Source organism: Breznakibacter xylanolyticus, assembly GCF_003254275.1.
Lineage (GTDB): Bacteria > Bacteroidota > Bacteroidia > Bacteroidales > Marinilabiliaceae > Breznakibacter > Breznakibacter xylanolyticus.
Genome location: NZ_QKZK01000017.1, coordinates 1 through 17,618, shown reverse-complemented (window position 1 = coordinate 17,618; position 17,618 = coordinate 1). Strand labels below are relative to the sequence as shown.

Below are 17,618 nucleotides of genomic sequence, written 5' to 3'. Positions count from 1 at the left end.
ATCGTGTTTGGCATTAGTATTTCACCACCTCGAGCAAGCCCGGTTGGGGTAGCGTGCCCTGTGGTTTGCGGTCGCGGTTGGGGGGCAGGGCTTCCCAGCGCAGCAGGTAGCGATGACCCTTGGGGGGTCGTCCCGAGTCGAAGACTTTGTGCACCAGCATGCCCTTAAAGGGTGAGCGCACCACATCGAGATGGGGCGGGTAGGGGGTGGTGATGGCGCCCGAGTCGATGGGTGCCAGGGTGGCTTCGTCGACCGTTATTTGGGCATCGCCCCACCGAAAGTGGTGGTAGCCCATGGTGAGTTGACCGGGGCGGGCGGCAGGTTGGGGGGCGTCGATGAGCAGCTCGTTGACAATGGTGCCCATGCCCTTAAAGTCCCATCGGTAGTTCCATTGGGTGATTTGTCGCAACATCCATTGGTTGTTTTCGTACCGGGCCAAAAACAATTGCGTGTTGCCCTGCGGGTCATATTTGTGATAGCCAATGACGAGTCGTTTTTGGCTGTCGAAGCCGATTTTGATGCCAATGTTGATGAGGCCGCCCCCGGCCCGGGTGGTATCGACATGAAGTTGCTGTTGGCTCAGGGTGATGGGCAGGGACACCGCTTGGCCACGGATGCTCTCCCAGTGGATGAGGTCGCGGCTGCGGGCGTGCGACAGGGTGTGGTTGGTGCTGCAGTCGGGCGTATTGCGCCATACCCAAATGAGGTGATAAAAGCCATCGGGCCCCAGTACGGGGCCTTGCATGTAGGCGTTCATGCGGCCCTGACCGTCGGTGAGGGGCTGGTCGAGCAGGCGCTCCCACCGCAGGCTGTCGGGGTTCCAGCGGTTGTAGACCTCGTAACCCGAGCCGCTGCGGCCATATCGGTAGTGAAAGAGCAGGTCGCCGGCGGGGCTGTGCATGAATTCGGGGTAGGTGGTCACCTCCTCGTCGTGGCCGGTCATGGCATGCAGGGGCTGCAGGGAGGTGATGTCGTGGGGGCGGCTGCTGCGGAAATAGATGAGCGGGCTGGAGTGCATGTTGCCCGACAGGTGCAGAAGGCCTTGATCATCGACCGCGAGCGAGAGGTAGTTGTGGCTGTCCCAGCCCACTCGTGAGGGGAGGGTTTGCAGTTGCCACTTTCGGCTGTTGAGGCGTCGCATGCCAATGGTCATTTGGTGAGCCGAGTCGTAAAAGGCCACGTACTGACGCTTGCCCACGGTGTGAAGGGCAAAGTTGACGGGGAACGAGGCGGGCACCGGCGCCACCGGAACGGCAGTGACACGCGGTGTGGTTTGCGAAACGAGGCCCGAGAATGGCAACAGCGCCATGGCGATGAGTAGCAGCAGGCGTGAATGGATCATTGGAAAATGGATGTGTGTGGTTAAAAAATGTGTGTTTGTTACAAAAATATAAAAAACCCGGTGGCTGGTAGGGGGTGGTAGGTGTTTAGACGAATTTTCCTCGGAGGACGGGACAATCGTCATGCACCGATGGGGCGCATGGGGTGTTGACCGGTGGTAGGGCATGGTGCTTGCCCGGGGGACGGAAGTCGTTGGGGGAGGGGGCGTACCTGGCCATGCCTTTGTGTATTGCCCATCGGATTGTTTTTCATACTTTCGCCGAATTTCTTTACGCCCATGACCATGCCATTGAACATTTTCAAAAAGTCCTACCCCTTTAACGATGACTTGAAATTCAACACCCGGCTGATTTTTTTCATCACCATTGGTGTGTTTTTGTTTATGTGGCTTTTTCAGCCTTTCGACATTGGGTTGCTGAGCGTGCGCGAGCGCTATTACTTGATGGTAGGGTTTGCCGTGATCACGTTTTTCACCCTGGTGTTGAACTTATTGTACATCCCCAGTTTGCTGCCCAAGTTGTTTGCCTCGTCGAAGTGGAACATTCAACGGGAGATATTTTACGACCTGTGGATTCTCTTCACCATCCTGATGGGTTATTTTTTTTATACCCGCTGGCTGGGGGTGATGGGGTTCGATTTTTACACCGTCATCAAGCTGGTGCTCATGGCGGCCATCCCGCTCACGGTGCTCATCATCTTTAACCATCAAAAAATGTTGCGCACCCACCTGAAGATGGCCGACGAGTTCAACAAAAAACTCAGGGATAACAAGCAGAGCACCGATCCCATGATTCACTTTAAAAGCGATTATCAAAAGGACAGCCTCTCCATTCGGGTGAGTACGTTGGTGCTCATTCGGTCGGCCAACAATTACATTGAGGTGTTTTGGATGGATGGATCGACCCTCAAAAACCAAATGGTGCGCTGCAGCATGACGCTGGCCGAAATGGTGGTGAAGGAGTTTAAAACCATCTACAAATGCCATCGGTCATACATTGTCAACGTGCGTTTCATCGACCGCATTGAGGGAAATTCGTTGGGGTATAAAGTTTTTTGCGAGATGCTGTCGTTTCCCGTGCCCGTGTCCAAAAATATGGTCGATAAGCTGCGCGAGTTGATTTAAGGCCTCCACCCCGGGGCTGACATCCGCCCCTAAAGCTGTTGTTTTCGTCCCTAAACCGTGCATTGGCACCTAATGACGGGCGTTTGACCCTATTATTTTTATGCGGTGGTGCCCAGAGGTAGCTTTGCCCCAAAATTCATTCAACACAATTATGGAAGCATTGAAGATTGGGGATCTCATCGTGAAGCAACCCATTGTACAAGGGGGCATGGGCATTGCCATTTCGTTGTCGGGGCTGGCCTCGGCGGTGGCCAACGCAGGCGGCATTGGCATGATTTCGGCCGCCGGCATTGGCATGGGTCAACCCGATTACATGAAAAATTTTAAAGGAGCCAATATCCGCGCCTTGCAACAGCAAATACGCAGAGCCAAAAGCCTCACCAACGGCGCCATTGGGGTGAACGTGATGATGGCGCTTACCGATCACGAGGCGCTCATCCGCACCACCATTGAGGAAGATGCCGACCTGGTGGTGATGGGGGCGGGCTTGCCCCTGAAGATTCCCGCCATGCTGGCCGAAGCGGGTTTGACCGATTTTCGTACCAAGCTGGTGGTGAAGGTGTCGTCGGGCAAGGCGGCCAAACTCATCTTTCAATCGTGGGCATCTAAATACCAGCGCATCCCCGACGCCGTGGTGGTCGAAGGCCCTCTGGCAGGTGGTCACCTGGGGTTTAAAAAGAGCGAACTCTCGCAGGAACCCGTGCCCTTGCATCAGCTGGTACGCGACACCGTGAGCGCCCTGCGTCCCTTCGAGGAGCAGTTTGGGCGTGAAATACCCGTCATCGCCGGCGGCGGCATCTACACCGGGCACGACATGTACCACATCATGCAAGCCGGTGCTAAAGCCGTGAAGCTGGGCACCCGGTTCGTCACCACCCACGAGTGCGATGCCGACCTGGCCTTTAAACAAAGCTACCTCACCTGTGCCGACGCCTCGGGCATCGACATCATCGACAGCCCCGTGGGGTTGCCCGGCCGTGTGGTCAAGAGTGCCTTTGTGGAGCAAATTCAGCGCGGCGAAACCAAGCCCTTTAAGTGCGCCTGGCACTGCCTGAGCACCTGTAACTTTAAAGAAGCCCCCTTTTGCATCGCCCAGGTGTTGTACAACGCCTCGCAGGGCAAAATGGACGAGGGCTTTGCCTTTGCCGGCACCAACGCCTGGCGCGCCACCCAAATAGAATCCGTGGCCGACGTGATGGCGCAACTGGTCGCCGAATACGAGCTCGAGGCAACGCAAGCCCCTGCCTTGGTTTAAACACTGTCCCTGTCATAAAACTCTGTGAATCTCTGTGCAACCTCCGTGCATCTCTGCGTCATCCTGTGTGACACCGAGAACCACTGAGGAGACACTGAGGGGCACAGAGTTTTTTTGTTTTTCATCTGTTCATGTGATATTGATGTATTGGTCTTGATGGTCATTTGATTGTGATGGATTCTTTGATGGTGAAGGTATTGATGGTTTTAATAATTTATTATCTTAACCGATGTTTAATTTTAAAACCTTATCAATATGAATAATGCAAAGCACAGCATTAAAGCAAATCTTTATTTGAATATGCTAACCGATAGTCCCAACGATTACATGGCACGGGTTTTATCGGAGAAAACACTGAATGTGGCAGACATTTGCCAAGCGGCAGTCACTCGTGGCGGAGCCCCAACCACGTCTGATGCCATGATGCATAACGTGAATCTCTTTTTGAAGGAGATGGCTTACCAATTGTCGGACGGTTTTTCGGTCAATACCGGCTATTTTACTGCCTCAGCGCACATCAAGGGGGTGTTCGACAGTGCCAAGGAAACTTTTAATCCGGCCAAACATTCAGTGCTTTTCCAATTCAATCAGGGTGACCTATTGCGCAAAGAATTGGGTGATGTGGATGTGAAAATCATGGGGGTGGCCGATACCGGCATCATCATCACCGAGATTCTTGATGTGAAGTCAGGCTCGGTCAACGATCGGGTGACTCCCAATCGCAATCTCCGCATCCGGGGCAACAAGCTCAAGGTGGCGGGTGAGCATCCACTGGTGGGTATTCGTTTTGTGAATCAAATGACCGGTGATGCCATTGCTGTGGATGCTTCGGATGTGGTGGACAACAAACCTTCAGAGCTGGTGATTGTGGTTCCCCCATTGGAGCCAGGCCAATACACCCTTGAGGTGGGTAGCCAATATTCCGTGGGCAAAGAGCTTCTGAGAGAACCACGCACAACTGTGTTCGACAGGATTCTTACGGTGCAATAAAACTTCCGATACACCATCGGAGCCTAATCCGACGCACCATCGGAGCCTAATCCGACGCATCATCGGAGCCTAATCCGATGCACCATCGGAGCCTAATCCGATGCACCATCGGAGCATAGTCCGATGCACCATCGGAGCATAGTCCGATGCACCATCGGAGTTGCTAATACGTCACTTACGTCAATACAAAAAAAACCTCCCGGGCACAATTGGTGCGGGAGGTTTTTACATTTGAGAGAGGGGAAAAGGGGAGTGCTGCAGAGTGTAGGGGTGCAGAATGGTGGAGTGTAAGAGTCTCCTTGCCTGTTATATAACTCTATTGAGTTATCTGCATTTATATTTAAATGTTAGACGTTATAAATTAATTCAGCGTCTTAGCCTCAGCATTTACTCCTACTCTGTGTTCATTGAAACCTCTATATTTTCTTACAATACACTTTCTCAATTTAGTCCTGCAAATCCACAATCCTGTCGAAGGCGTATCCTTCGGCAATGGTTATCCCTTTGGTGAGAGTGCCCGAGGCGATGTCGTAGATGTGAACGGTCGAAGCCGATTCTTTGGGGTTGACGCCAATGTAAGCCTTCTTGCCCAGTATCACCGAGCGTTGCGAAAAGGTACCTTCACTAAAGGGAAGGTCAGGAATGGTGAGAGCATCGGTGGTGAGGTCAAGGATGGCGTAGTAGCAGTTAAAGTCGCTGCCCCAGCCTGCTGCCCCGGTGTAGATGGGATCTTGCACATACAGCAACGCTTTGCCCCGGGTCAGGTATTGTGCTGTAACAATTTTGCCATGCGAGGCGGCATGTTTCTGAAAGCCGACATAGGTGGCGTCAAAAGCTTTTTCGCCTTTGTTGATGCGCAATAGCGTGCCGTATTGCTGAGTGTCTTTGGTGGCATTGGGCAGAATGCTGTTGCATGCCAGGTAGTAGTTGCCATCGGCATCAAAAAACGACTTGCTTTGCATTAGCTCGCCATAAGCAGTGCCGGCCATGAACTGCGCCCGCGATTCTTCAACCACCTTTTCGACGCTCATGTTGTCGGGCTTCACAAAGGCCATGTAAAACCGGGTTTTGTCTTTGCTGTTGGCATATGAGTACATCAGAGTGTGGTCGGCCTGTCGATAGGCGGCAATGCCTGCCAGGTTAAAGGCACCACCGGCGGGCAATGCGGGCAAGGCCAGTTCACCCTCGGCCACGATGGTCATCTGATGGGCATTGACCTTTATCCACAGTATCTTGTCCGACGGACCATTGGAGCCCAGCAGCACCAGCGTGGTGTCGTTGATCCAGGCATGGGTGAAGCGCCGATCCTTGAGGGTGTTTTGCTCAAAGGCGAATTCCTTCACCACCTCAATTTGGTTGTCCTTGATGCGGTATTTGCCAAAGCGATCCTTCTCCTTGGGGATTTGATAATAGTATTGCCCCTTTACAATGGTTTCGGGGTTGAGCTTGGCCGACACATCGGCACCTTTGCCCTCGAAGTCGATGGACGTTTGTTCGTCGAGCGACTTGACGCCCTGCACCAGTTGGGTGGTGACTTTACCCATGCCCGAAGTGCTCCCAATGGTGACCCAAATGTCGAAGTGAGCCGTTTCCAGCGGGTCAGCCTCTGCAGCAGCATCGTTGTTGTCTTCGCATGCCGTAAAGGGCACACACATCAGGGCAAACAGCAGTGCCCACACGTAGTTGATTGGTTTTTTCATCTGTTTATTATTGTATTAAGATATGAGTATCAAGTATTAATGTCGTTAAGCTAGTGCGATTCTCAAAAGAGACAAGAAGATGTTTAGACTAAAGACAGATAGATTAGACTGAAGAGACGAAAAGAATGGATCTAAACATCTGTCTTCATCTCATCATCTGTCTCTTTGTCTGATATCTTTTTCTCTTAATTAAACGACATTGAGTCAAGTATCAAGACGCAAGACAATGCATGATTTCAAGCATGCTCCTGTGTGTCGGGTCTTTACATATGATGCATTTCATCTGGTTTTTATGTATAGGCCCTATATCTCCCAAAGGGGACTTTGAGCCATTTCATCAATTGTGAGTTCGTTCTCTCTTGCTCTCTTGCACTCTCTTGCTTTGTCACTCTGCCACTCTTCTTTCAACTCCCCACATACACCCTCAGCTTCACCATGCAGTGACGGCCGGGCTTCTGCAGCATGAAGTTGTCGTACACCGTGCGGTCGAGCAGGTTGTTGACATTGAATGAGAGGTTGTATCGGCCATTGTGCAGCGAGAAGGTGAGGGCGGCATTGCTGACCCACTGTGTGGGGATGATTGATTTGCTTTTGAGAACGCCATACCCCTCCCAGGTGAGGTAAAACCAGTGCACATAACGCAGGTCGTACGAGAGGGTCAGGCGGGTGTTAGATGTCTTCAGCGGGTTGTATAAGTGCAGGTTGGCCATCCCGTTGGCATACAGCCAGGGGCGGTTGGGCATGCGGTTTTTGTAGGTGACTTCGGGTTTGCCGTTGTCCTGGGTGCGGGTTTTATTCACCTCGTACAGATAGCAGGCGTTGGCCGCCAAGTCGAAGGTGCGTCCGGCAACATAGCGCAACTCACCGTCGATGCCCGTGACCAGCACGTTGTCCACGTTTTGATATTGGCTCATGCCTTCAGCTTCGGTAATCTTCATGCGGATGTAGTCGTCCACTTTGCGAACGAATCCGTTGGTTTCGTACTCAAGGCGATGGCCGGGCAGTGTCCGGAGGGTGCCCTGCAAGCCCAGATTGGCGTTGAAACTCTGTTCGGGCGTCAGTTGCAAGTTGGGGTAGGTGTTGATGCCATCGCCCAGCATCTCGCGAGCCAGGGGCAGGCGCACCGCACGTTCAAACGACGCCTTCAGCGCCAGGGCATCGGCCACGGCGTAGCGTAGCGCCAGACCGCCGCCCCAATGTGTGGTTAGGGTATGGCCGCCCATCTCTTTGGCACCTGTGATCCAGTACAAGTCTTGTTGTTGCACCTCAAGACGGCTGGTATAGTTTTTCACAAACAGCATCTGTTCCATCTTGCGGTTGCGCCCGATGTGGCGGTACGACAGGCCGGTGATGTGCTTGTCGAAACGGTCGGTAGATGGCACAAACTCCGGATCCACGTCATCGGTGCGCCGGTTGCGAATGGCGTTGAGCGAATAGTGCAACGTGAGGCTGTGGTGGTCGTTCAGGGGGTAGGTCAGGCCGAGGTCGGCCACGTGCTGCGGGCGATGGATGCGGCGCATCGACCGGGCACGGCCGTATCGTTCGTTGCCCGAACTGTTGGTGTAGGTGCCGTCCCACCGATACTTGCGGTACACGGTGTCAATCACCGTCTCGTGGTCGGAGGTAAAGGCATAGGAGAGGTTGGTGGAGAGGCGGGGCGTGAGGAAGTCGTTTTTATGGTAGATGACTGACACGCCGGACGACTCCATGCGGGTGGCCGCCTGTCCGTACACCACACTTTGCACCGTGCCGGTTTGAATCTCGTTGTGGCTTTGTGCTGCCGAAGCGGCCACCCGCAGCGCATCGACCCAACGGGTGCGGGTTACGCCCACTTCCACTCGCCCGAAGGCCGATGTGTAGGCATCGTGAAACCGTCTGGCCGAGGTTCTTTCGAAGGCCTTGGTGGTGGCGTTCCACACCTCCACGTTGTGCATGGTGTAGTTGTTGTCCGAATGGTTGAAGCCCAGCGTGGGGCGGACTACCAGTTTGGTTTTGGGGTGGTGGTAGCGGGCAGACAGGTCGGCCCGGTGGGTGTTAAACGACCCGCAGGCATAGGAGGCATCCAGATAGTTGACCTCTTTGGGGTTGGTGACGATGTTGACGGCTCCCCCCAGGGCATCGCCCCCCAAGTGCACGGGCACCACGCCTTTGTACACTTCTATGCGGTCGATGAGGTTGAGTGGCAGGTTGGCCGCGTTGATGCCGCTGCCCAGTGTGGTCATGGGAATGCCATCGATGAAATAGCGCACCGCGTTGCCCGACAGGCCGTTGATGGTCAGGTCGGCATTGGAGCCCAGGCCACCCTCTTGTCGCAGGATGAGTCCGCTGGTGCGTCCCAGGAGCATGGCCGCATCGGTGGCTTTGTTGACCTGCGGCTTCACGTCAAGGGCGTTGATGGCCAGAGCTGTTTCACGCAGGGTTTGGTTTTGGCTTTTGGCCATCACTTCTACACCGTGCAATTTCACTGGTGCGGTTTCCAACACCAGGTCGAGGCGGGTGGCGGTGGTGATGTTTACTCTTTGGTGGCTGTCGATATATCCCAGCGACGAGATGGTCACAAGGTATTGCCCTGGCGGCAGTGCCAGTTGATAGTTACCCAGGTCATCAGCGGCCACGGCGTGCGAAGTGCCATCGACCCTCACCACGGCTCGCGGCACGCCATTGCCCTGTGTATCGGTCACCCGTCCTTGCAGTGACAGGTTGTCGGGCGCCACGGCTCGTGCGTGGGTGAAAATAAGGAGTAGATAAAACAGGAACGTCAGATGCCTCATGCCGATTGTCATCAATAAATGTCATTTGCCGGAGGGACAAAGGGGAGATGAACAACAGCAACGGGTCAACGACCAAAATCAAAAGCACATGGAGATTCGTCACGGTGTTACCAGCCCTATCCTCGAAAGCTTGTTAACGATTAAAGATCTGGCAGGTCTTCTGACTTACTCCCGTTGACCCAACGCCTTCCCGCAGCGCACGTGGCGCCGCAGTGGCAAAGTGTGTTGGCAACGTTGAACGAGCTTACAGCAGCGGGACTGTTCAGGACTTACACCTGATTCCCTTTTCATCTCGCGCGGCGGATACCGGTTGAGAACCAAATCGGCGGCAAATGTAAAGAAATTATTGAAAACGCAAAGGGGCAAAGTAAGAAAGCAAGAAAGTGGCAACGCAGGAGAGTAAGAGAGTGCAAGAGTACAAAAGTGCAATGGCAACGTGGAAAGACAGGAAAGTGCAAGAGGGCAAGGGACAACGTAACTGAGTAATTAAGCGACAGAGTGCCTGAGGGAAGAAGAACAAAGCACGGTTGTAGAAGTAATTAAAGACGAAACAACCCCAAAGTCCACCTTTGGGGGATTTAGGGGGCTTTTAGGTTTACGTGGGTGGATGCAGTCTTTTTTCAAACCAATGTCTGACAGTCTGCATGGTTTTTTGCTGATGGGGGGATGCCTGACGTCGGCACGAGGTGCGTTCGTCGCTGCCCGTGGGAGCGCCCCAGCGTATCTCGATGCCGTCGTTGGGGTTGTAGGCCATCTCGAAGGCCGCGCGCCGTGCAATGATGTCGGCCAGTGTCAGCGTTTGCTCACGGCCATCGGTGCGGGTGTAGATGATGGTGCGGTTTTGGGTTTCTTTGTCGATGATTTTTTGGAGTTTTTGCTTCATGTCATCAGGCGATGTGAGAGCCGGAATGTCAAAATCGTGAGGCGATAGGGCCACCCGATTTGGCAGTTCCAACAGGGCATCGATGGCAATGAGCAGGCGCAGGTCGCGGTTTGGGGTGGAGTATTCTTCCCACAGCCCGCCGGCTAAAAAGATACCGTTGGCAGTGCCCGGCATGGGAATGACAGTTCCCGGGTGGGCTTGCATGTAGGCTTCGCCCGTTGCCACCGACTTGACCCTCACCTGCAACTGTTCGTGCAGCGCCTTGATCATATCCATCAGCGCCGTTTGCGGGTCGAGGGGGCGGGGGTTGATGATGCGTTCCATGGCCAGGTAGAAGGAGTCGGCCGCCATTGAGCGTTGTTGCAACGAGTAGGGGGCATATCCCCGTGTGTCGATGAGTGAGTCGTTAGGCAGGGGATGCAGTTTGCCATCGACCAGGGCAATGGGGCGAAAGGCCTTGAAGCCCGGTTCGCCCACTACGCCGTTGGTGTTAAAGAGAAAGTTTCCTCTCCAAAAGCGTTTGATGGCCACCGTTTTATCGGGTTGGGCATCCACAGCCAGCAGCACGCCGGGACGATGGTTGGTTTGCGCCACATAGCTCACCACAATAAAGGTGTGACCGTAAGGGTCGGCAAACACGGTGCCCGGACGCAGAGCTTGATGCGTGAGGGCAACGGGGTAGTAGTCGGCATCGGGATTGTCAAGGGCGGTGCGTCCCGTGCCTGAGTGCACGCCATCCATGGCACGGCGAATGAGGGTGTTGAAGGCTTTCACCGGATGAGTGTGCGAGGAGGGCGATTCGTTGGTGATCCATTGTCCTGTTTTGGGGGCTTTGCCCAAATAACCCCGGTCGCTCAGGTGAAAACCAAAGGGCAGTCCGAGTTTCCATGCAAAGTATGCACGCAAAAAGAAAGGGTTGTCGGCACAGTCGGGTGTCATCTGCACCACGGCACTCCCTTGGGTTTCGTCTTCTCTTAAACAAAGGCTGTTGTGCAAAAAGTTGCGCTCGCGGTTTTGGGTTACCTCGTGCAAGGCTTTCCACGATGCTTGCTCATCGCAGCCGGAAAACAGGGCATTGACCCAGGCTGAATAAAGGGTTTCCATGGCTGCATCCCATCCCCGACGGGTGTGCCATATTTTTCCCACCTTGGGCAGGGTTTTGCGCGGTGCGACTTTAAAATAGAGGTGCGCCACTTCGTTGCCGTCAATGAGGACGTTGACTTCGTGGATGCCTTCGGTTTGTGCCAGATAGGTTTCGACCCGCCAGCAGGGCAGTTCGTTGCCCGATCGGGAGGATAAGGATGTTAAATCCCCAGAGGGGCTGCTGACAATGATTTTGGCTTTGCGAATGTTGCCCCCCCCCGTGGTGACCAGGCGGAGGGTGTCGCCGGGTTGGGGTTGCTCGGGCAACACCATCAGGGCGTTAAGCGGAGAGTAGGCATCGGGGGCTTCGCCTTCGATGACCGATTCAATTTTTTCGAGCAGTGTGGGCGTGGGTTGACCCGGATTGGGGGTGCCGTTGCAGCTTGTTAACACAAGGAGCAGACTGCCCCAAAGTTGAAGGGGGTGGGAAAATATGCGGTTCATGGTTTTACGGTGTTGGGGCGGTGGGTGTACCAGGGATGAAGTGAGATGGGGGTGATGCCGGGCATGCCGATGGCATTGAGCACGCGACAGGCGGCCACCAGATGTCGGTCGGGCACATGATCAGGGTCGCCGGCAATGAGGCTGCTGACGTGTACCCGTCCCGAAGCGTGGATGAATCGTCCCCCACCCAGGCTAATGCCCACATGGGTGACGTGTTGCTCGCAGGTGCCAAAAAACAGCAGGTCGCCGGCCTCGAACAACAAAGGGTTGTCGATGGCAAGCCTTTGCCCGCATTGAACCTGTTGTGAGGCATCGCGCCTGAGCACGATGCCGTGTGCCAGGTAGGTCATGGCCACAAAGCCTGAGCAATCGATGCCTTTGGCAGAGGTGCCACCCCACAAATAGGGAAAGCCGTTCATTTGTTTGGCTGTGGCGATGATGTCGGAGCCATGGGGAACGTTGCGACTCCATTGTTCAAAGGGGAGGCATTGTTTCTTTTTGAGATAACCGCAGCGGCCGTCGGGGAGCGTCACTTTCAGGTAGCCCCGTCGGGCGGGGACTGTCTGCATCAGGTTGCCCAACACCACGTCTGCGACGGTGGGGCTGTTTTTTCGGGGGTGCTCCACTATGTGACCCACCGGTTGGTTGAAGATGCAGCGCGAAGTCTGTGTCCATTGCTCCCCGGCTTGAGGTGTCATCAGATGAAGAGCAGCGGCGTTGGTCCAGCCGATGTATCGGTCGGGGGTTTGCACGCGGTACCAGTTGTCGTGCACATCGAGCAGGCGCAGGGGGGTTCCCATGAGAGCTTGTGACACCAATTCGGAGGCATGGTTGGGACTGGCGCGCAGGTTGGCCACCGACAGGGTGACCAGTGCCCGGGTGTGTTCGCCCAACGCAGCCTCGGGCAACAGACGGAGGGAGTCAATCAGGTCAATGCCCTGTTCGTGCATCCGTTGCATGATTTGTTTTTTAGCTTCGGGCAGTGTGGTTTGACCGTTGATGACCACTTGGCCGTTGTCGGTTTGATGCAGTTGAAATTCGAGAACCTCTTCCCGTTTATCCCACTGCTGTTCGATGGTGTGTATTTGTTGTTGAAGGGAACGTATCGTGGCGTTTTGCGCCAATGACGCCGTCACTGTGCAAAACCAGTAGCACAGCAGGAGATACGTCGTTCGGAAATGAATCATGGGAATGCTTGTTTTCGCTTTGCAAAAATGGGGAATAGTTCTCAACGATGAAGAGGTGGAAGGCTTAACTTTTGTGAATTCTTTTCGTGTATTTTTGCAGATCTATTGTTGGCGTGCGCTTGTGTCGGTGGGGCTGTGTTCCTTGTGTGGACGGGTGCATGTTGAATGAATGTGTTGAATGAAACCCTGCATATTTGTATATGAAGAATCTGTTGTTGTGTTTTATGGTTGGTGGCTTGATGATGAGTGCAACCATCCCATCGTTTCGTGATCGGCAAAAGGGTTTCACGCGGGTGCGGGAGGCTTATGTGGCCAAGGAAAAGGGAATGGTGAAGCTTCTGGGTGAGCACGGTCTGAATCGTGACAGTTTGAGGATTTACCTGCGGGCGTTTAAGGCCGAGAAAGTTGTGGAGTTATGGGGCCGAAATCTCTCGGATACGACCTTTGTGTTGTTGAAGTCGTACCCCATTTGTGAAATGTCGGGCGAAACGGGGCCCAAACGGCGGGTGCGCGATTTGCAGGTTCCCGAAGGTTTTTATCACATCACCCAACTGAATCCTTTCAGCAAATATCATTTGTCGATGCAAATCAATTATCCCAACGCTTCAGACAGCGTGCGGGGCGTGAAAGGGCTGTTGGGCAGCCTCATTTTTATTCATGGGGGGTGCGAATCCTCGGGGTGTCTGGCCATGACTGACGACCGCATCAAGGAGCTGTATCTTTATTGTGTGGAGGCTTACCATGGTGGTCAGCAACGCATTGAAATGACCATCTATCCCGCACGTCTCTCGATGAGGACACTTATGCCCGTTTGGTAAAAGCTTATGTCAAAAACCGCGATTATTGTTCACTGTGGGCCGATTTGAAGCGGGCTTACGACCTGTTTGAAGCGCACCGGGTGCCACCTCGGGTGCGATTCCTGCCCGACGGGGCACATCAGTTGGAAGAGGGGCAGTAATCATTCATCCACGAATGGCACGAATGATTCGAATTGATCGTAATTTGAGTGATGGGGTGGTGTATCTCCGTGAACTCGGTGTCTTCTTTGTGTAACTACATATATAACTCTTTTTGAGTTATCTGCTTTTTTAATTGAACACAGGTTTAATGTTTCTCAAACTATCATCATCATCCAATGTCGTTAAGTTAAGCCCTGAAAGGGCGATAAGCAGTAGCGTTGGGCATCGCCCGGCGATGAATACAAACTCAATCTTAGAGCCCTGAAGGGGCGTAAGCTTACGCCCTTTCAGGGCTTGAGTTTGTTTTTTACATTTAAACAGGGCTTTGCCCTGCTCTATTGCTGGCGCCCCATTGGGGCTTAACTAAACGATATTGCATCATAATCTGAAAAACTCTGTGGCCCCGTGTCACTGTGTTCATTAAAAACTCTGTGAAATAATGTTGTATGACACTGAGTTACACTGAGGGTCGCATAACCCCGATTCAGCCCATGTTGTTTATCATAAAATAATTCATTCATGTCACATTCGCGTGCGTTGGTTCGGTCGCTGGGACTGGGATTTGTGGTGATGTTTGTCATTGCCAATATCATTGGTTCGGGGGTGTATAAAAAGGTGGCGCCTATGGCCGCCGAGTTGCATTCGGCCTCGTGGGTGTTGTTGGCCTGGCTGGTGGCCGGCGTGGTGACCATGCTGGGGGCGTTGAGCAATGCCGAGGTGGCCGGACTGTTGGCCGATACGGGCGGTGAGTATGCCTATTTGCGCAAGATTTACAACCGTTTTTTCGCATTCATGTACGGGTGGTCGCTGCTGGCGGTGATTCAAACGGCCACCATTTCGTCGTTGGCCTATATTTTTGCCCAGTCGCTTCACAGCATCGTGCCATTGCCACCCATGTTGACCCACTGGCAGGAGGTGAGCCTGGGAGGTCTCTTTTTTCCGTTTTCCGATTTTAGCATCAAAGCGGTGGCCATTGTTCTGATTTTGCTGCTGACGGGGCTTAACATTTTAGGGCTCAGGGGAGGCGCCATGCTCAGTCGTGTGATATTGGTGATGGTGGTCATCGGTTTGGCCTTGATGGTGGCTTTTGGTTGGCGGTCAGCTCCGCCATCGTCGGGGGCAACATGGGGCATTGGCGATCTGGCAAGCCATCCGGTGACCTTTTCGGCATTTTTTACGGCCATGTTGGCGGCTTTTTGGGCCTACCAGGGATGGGTGTCGGTGGGTTTTATCGGGGGTGAGGTGAAGGATGCCCGCCGGACGTTGCCCAAGGGCATTGTGGTGGGGGTGCTGGCGGTGATTGTGGTATATCTGCTGGTGAACGCGGCTTACCTGAGGGTGCTCACGGTGCCCCAGCTCGAGCAGGTGCATGCTTCGGGCAATCGCATTGCCGCCATCGAAGTGATGCGTTTCCTGGGCGGGGAGGCCGGGGTGTGGTTTATTTCGGTGCTCATTTTGCTCACCACGCTCGGGTGCACCCATGCCAGTGTGCTCACGGGGGCGCGTCCCTATTATGCCATGGCGGGCGACCGTCTTTTTTTTCCGGCCATCGGGCGTCTCAACCGGGCGCAGGTTCCCGGCAATGCCTTGTTGTGGCAAGGTCTTTGGGCTTCGGTGCTGGTGGTGAGCGGCACGTTCGATCAACTCACCGACATGATTGTGTTTGCCGTGTTCATTTTTTATGGAGCCACCACGTTGGGCGTGTTCATTCTGCGTCACCGCATGCCGCAGGCTCATCGTCCCTATCGGGTGTGGGGATATCCGGTGGTGCCGGCACTGTTTGTGCTTTTTTGCGGGGTGCTGTTTGTCAACACCATCGTGGCGCGTCCTCGCGAGGCTTTCATGGGGTTGACGCTCATGTTGTCGGGGGTGCCTGTTTATTTTTGGATGCGCCGCCGTCGATGGGCATCGAAGGATGAAAGGAGGCTTTAGTGTGTTGAGAAATGTTTTACATCCAATGTTGTTTCGTCAGTGAGAATCGGATAAAAGACAAGAAGAATTATAAGCGGCAGACAGATTGAACAGATCTAAATATCTTTCCTCATCTCATCATCTGTTTCATTGTCTCACGTCTTCTTCTCTTCATGAAACGACATTGATCTTACATCCATTGCATGCTCTGCTTATTTTCTCTCAGGCACTTTCTTAGCGATGCAAACCGACTTCGTCGATTCGTTGCTTAGCCCCTCAGACACTTCTTTCTTAAATCAAATCGGCCACCTGTGCCCCGGAACAGAGGATGAGGTCGTCGGGAGCCATGCTGATTTGCAGCCCTCTGACGCCGGCACTCACAAAGATGGTGGCCTGCAGCGAGCAGGTCTCGTCGATGTAAGTGGGTAGTTTTTTTTCATGCCAAGGGGTGAGCACCCGCCCCGGATGTATCCGGTGAGTTCCAGTATTTCCTTCATGGGCACCATGGCCACGTTTTTGTTGCCCGATGCTTTGGCGGCTTTTTTCAGGTCGAGGGCTTCGCCGCCGGGGATCACACACACCAGCACGCCGGTTTTGTCGCCGCGCAGCACCAGGGTTTTAAACACTTGCTCGATGTCCTGTCCCAGTTTGAGTGCCAGGGTGGTGGCGCTCAAATCCGATTCGTCTACCTGGTAGGGAACCAGTTGATGGCTGATGCCCATGGCCTCGAGTTGTCGCACGGCATTGGTCTTGGTTGTTTTGGCTGGTTGCATGACGGGATGATTTGTGTGCAAAAATAGTCAAAATCGGGGCAGGGGATTTCATTGGCCAACGGTTGGGTGAGATGTGTGTGCAAGAATGAGATAGGATGCATCGGGAGGGGGATGGCCGTGAATTACGGTGGGGCGATGCGCATTTTTTTTGCGCTAAGAATTGGACGGGATGGAAAAAACAATAAATTTGCAACACCAAACGCGGAAGTAGCTCAGTTGGTAGAGCATCAGCTTCCCAAGCTGAGGGTCGCGGGTTCGAGTCCCGTTTTCCGCTCCCTGATAATCAAGGCCTTGCAGAGATGTGAGGCCTTTGTTTTTTGGGGTTACTAAAACACTACTAAAACATTTTTAAAAGTATTTTCTCCTTTCTTTGATAGGTAGGCTTTTCAGCCTCAGGACGATAAAATTACTAAAACACTATTTCCCTTTATATTTCTCTTGATGGTGCTTGATTTCGTTTGGGTTTTTTTGATGTTTTATGCTTGATGTCTGTTTTTGTGAGGGTAAGGCGATGTTTTAAGGTGTTTATTTATGCTATTGCCCACGTTTTTTGAGGTATGTGTCTGTAAAAAGGGTGCTTTTTCCATGGTTTTGCTCAAAATGTTCGTCTTTTTACGGTGAAACAATAAAAAACCCCTTTCGCATCACGCAAAAGGGGTTCCTTTCTTGAAGTCAAAGTCACTTATTCGTCTTCTGACTCCTCATCATCGTCCGAATCTTCGTCTTCATCCTCATCTTCTTCGTCCAATTCGTCCAGCGCATCTTCCAACCAATCCTCTAATTCATGGATGGTTGCTTTCTGCTTGGTCGAATAGCTCACTTCGATGATGATTTCATCATCCTCGGTGCTGCCTTGGATCTCGTTGACCAATTCATTCTCGGACAACAGTTCAGAAAATTCAGCCAACAACTCGGTTGGCACTTCGAAAATTTTACTTTTCATGATGTAAAAAATTAAAGATTAATAAAAAACATATGTGATTTTCACATAATTCAATCATTGATGCCGTTTCCACTGTTTCCACCGTTTCCATTTCCAGCGATGGAAACGGTGGAAACGATGGAAACGGGCATGGCAATGGCTGTACGAAAGGTTGGTAACCTGTCGTAAAACTTGGTTAAGACAATTCTAATGTGT

General features: G+C 53.1%; 13 protein-coding genes, 1 tRNA gene and 1 riboswitch. Of the genes, 7 read left to right on the top strand and 7 right to left on the bottom strand.

The genetic code is table 11. The features are described 5' to 3' along the window. Nucleotides 1-13 precede the first annotated feature (13 nt). The gene (locus tag LX69_RS10910; RefSeq protein ID WP_170124339.1) at nt 14-1,342 is read right to left on the bottom strand and encodes a BNR repeat-containing protein; all 1,329 of its coding nucleotides are present in this window, start codon (nt 1,340-1,342) and stop codon (nt 14-16) included. 282 nt (nt 1,343-1,624) lie between these two features. Here LX69_RS10910 and LX69_RS10905 point away from each other — a divergent pair, with 282 nt between their 5' ends. The 3 genes from LX69_RS10905 (at nt 1,625) to LX69_RS10895 (ending at nt 4,709) form a co-directional block, all read left to right on the top strand. Then, nucleotides 1,625-2,464 carry a LytTR family DNA-binding domain-containing protein gene (locus LX69_RS10905; protein ID WP_170124338.1) on the top strand — a complete coding sequence of 280 codons (840 nt, stop codon included), beginning with the start codon at nt 1,625-1,627 and terminating at the stop codon, nt 2,462-2,464. Between the two features lie 151 nt (nt 2,465-2,615). After that, nucleotides 2,616-3,719, top strand: a complete 1,104-nt coding sequence (locus tag LX69_RS10900) for an NAD(P)H-dependent flavin oxidoreductase (RefSeq protein WP_111446079.1) — start codon at nt 2,616-2,618, stop codon at nt 3,717-3,719. 255 nt (nt 3,720-3,974) lie between these two features. Continuing rightward, nucleotides 3,975-4,709: a DNA-binding domain-containing protein gene (locus LX69_RS10895; RefSeq protein WP_111446078.1), complete on the top strand. Its 735-nt coding sequence runs from the start codon at nt 3,975-3,977 to the stop codon at nt 4,707-4,709. A gap of 446 nt (nt 4,710-5,155) precedes the next feature. On the opposite strand, the gene LX69_RS10890 is transcribed toward LX69_RS10895, so the two are convergent. The 4 genes from LX69_RS10890 to LX69_RS10875 form a co-directional block, all read right to left on the bottom strand. Beyond that, the gene (locus LX69_RS10890) at nt 5,156-6,409 is read right to left on the bottom strand and encodes a hypothetical protein (RefSeq protein WP_111446076.1); all 1,254 of its coding nucleotides are present in this window, start codon (nt 6,407-6,409) and stop codon (nt 5,156-5,158) included. A gap of 404 nt (nt 6,410-6,813) precedes the next feature. Then, nucleotides 6,814-9,180, bottom strand: a complete 2,367-nt coding sequence (locus tag LX69_RS10885) for a carboxypeptidase regulatory-like domain-containing protein (RefSeq protein ID WP_221621341.1) — start codon at nt 9,178-9,180, stop codon at nt 6,814-6,816. 133 nt (nt 9,181-9,313) lie between these two features. Continuing rightward, a riboswitch (cobalamin riboswitch) is annotated at nt 9,314-9,517 on the bottom strand. A gap of 258 nt (nt 9,518-9,775) precedes the next feature. Further along, nucleotides 9,776-11,650 carry a hypothetical protein gene (locus tag LX69_RS10880; protein ID WP_111446074.1) on the bottom strand — a complete coding sequence of 625 codons (1,875 nt, stop codon included), beginning with the start codon at nt 11,648-11,650 and terminating at the stop codon, nt 9,776-9,778. Continuing rightward, entirely contained in the window at nt 11,647-12,837 is a 1,191-nt protein-coding gene (locus tag LX69_RS10875; protein ID WP_111446073.1) for a C40 family peptidase, read from the bottom strand. Before LX69_RS10875 ends, LX69_RS10880 begins: the two co-directional genes overlap by 4 nt. Nucleotides 12,838-13,037: 200 nt before the next feature. Here LX69_RS10875 and LX69_RS10870 point away from each other — a divergent pair, with 200 nt between their 5' ends. From LX69_RS10870 to LX69_RS10865, 3 genes are all read left to right on the top strand, one after another. After that, complete coding sequence (locus LX69_RS10870; protein WP_111446072.1) at nt 13,038-13,655, top strand: L,D-transpeptidase family protein; 618 nt, start codon at nt 13,038-13,040, stop codon at nt 13,653-13,655. Then, on the top strand, nt 13,649-13,795 hold the full coding sequence (locus tag LX69_RS17785) for a hypothetical protein (protein WP_170124337.1): 147 nt from the start codon (nt 13,649-13,651) through the stop codon (nt 13,793-13,795). The genes LX69_RS10870 and LX69_RS17785 overlap by 7 nt, the downstream gene beginning before the upstream one ends. Nucleotides 13,796-14,315: 520 nt before the next feature. Next, nucleotides 14,316-15,728, top strand: coding sequence for an APC family permease (locus LX69_RS10865; RefSeq protein ID WP_111446070.1), 1,413 nt, complete (start codon nt 14,316-14,318; stop codon nt 15,726-15,728). A gap of 356 nt (nt 15,729-16,084) precedes the next feature. Here the strand turns inward: LX69_RS10865 and LX69_RS10860 are convergent, their stop codons facing one another. Then, nucleotides 16,085-16,480: an aminoacyl-tRNA deacylase gene (locus LX69_RS10860; protein ID WP_221621340.1), complete on the bottom strand. Its 396-nt coding sequence runs from the start codon at nt 16,478-16,480 to the stop codon at nt 16,085-16,087. Between the two features lie 201 nt (nt 16,481-16,681). On the opposite strand from LX69_RS10860, the gene LX69_RS10855 reads away from it, so the two are divergent. Then, nucleotides 16,682-16,754, top strand: a tRNA-Gly gene (locus tag LX69_RS10855). 408 nt (nt 16,755-17,162) lie between these two features. Here the strand turns inward: LX69_RS10855 and LX69_RS10850 are convergent. Continuing rightward, a complete protein-coding gene (locus tag LX69_RS10850; RefSeq protein WP_111446068.1) occupies nt 17,163-17,423 on the bottom strand; it encodes a hypothetical protein in 261 nt (86 codons plus the stop codon). Between the last annotated feature and the right edge of the window lie 195 nt (nt 17,424-17,618).

Bases quoted from the DNA above. Each gene is read 5' to 3' on its own strand.
- LX69_RS10910 (WP_170124339.1), bottom strand. From the start codon at position 1,342: ATGATCCATTCACGCCTGCTGCTACTCATCGCCATGGCGCTGTTGCCA.
- LX69_RS10905 (WP_170124338.1), top strand. From the start codon at position 1,625: ATGCCATTGAACATTTTCAAAAAGTCCTACCCCTTTAACGATGACTTG.
- LX69_RS10900 (WP_111446079.1), top strand. From the start codon at position 2,616: ATGGAAGCATTGAAGATTGGGGATCTCATCGTGAAGCAACCCATTGTA.
- LX69_RS10895 (WP_111446078.1), top strand. From the start codon at position 3,975: ATGAATAATGCAAAGCACAGCATTAAAGCAAATCTTTATTTGAATATG.
- LX69_RS10890 (WP_111446076.1), bottom strand. From the start codon at position 6,409: ATGAAAAAACCAATCAACTACGTGTGGGCACTGCTGTTTGCCCTGATG.
- LX69_RS10885 (WP_221621341.1), bottom strand. From the start codon at position 9,180: ATGAGGCATCTGACGTTCCTGTTTTATCTACTCCTTATTTTCACCCAC.
- LX69_RS10880 (WP_111446074.1), bottom strand. From the start codon at position 11,650: ATGAACCGCATATTTTCCCACCCCCTTCAACTTTGGGGCAGTCTGCTC.
- LX69_RS10875 (WP_111446073.1), bottom strand. From the start codon at position 12,837: ATGATTCATTTCCGAACGACGTATCTCCTGCTGTGCTACTGGTTTTGC.
- LX69_RS10870 (WP_111446072.1), top strand. From the start codon at position 13,038: ATGAAGAATCTGTTGTTGTGTTTTATGGTTGGTGGCTTGATGATGAGT.
- LX69_RS10865 (WP_111446070.1), top strand. From the start codon at position 14,316: ATGTCACATTCGCGTGCGTTGGTTCGGTCGCTGGGACTGGGATTTGTG.
- LX69_RS10860 (WP_221621340.1), bottom strand. From the start codon at position 16,480: ATGCAACCAGCCAAAACAACCAAGACCAATGCCGTGCGACAACTCGAG.
- LX69_RS10850 (WP_111446068.1), bottom strand. From the start codon at position 17,423: ATGAAAAGTAAAATTTTCGAAGTGCCAACCGAGTTGTTGGCTGAATTT.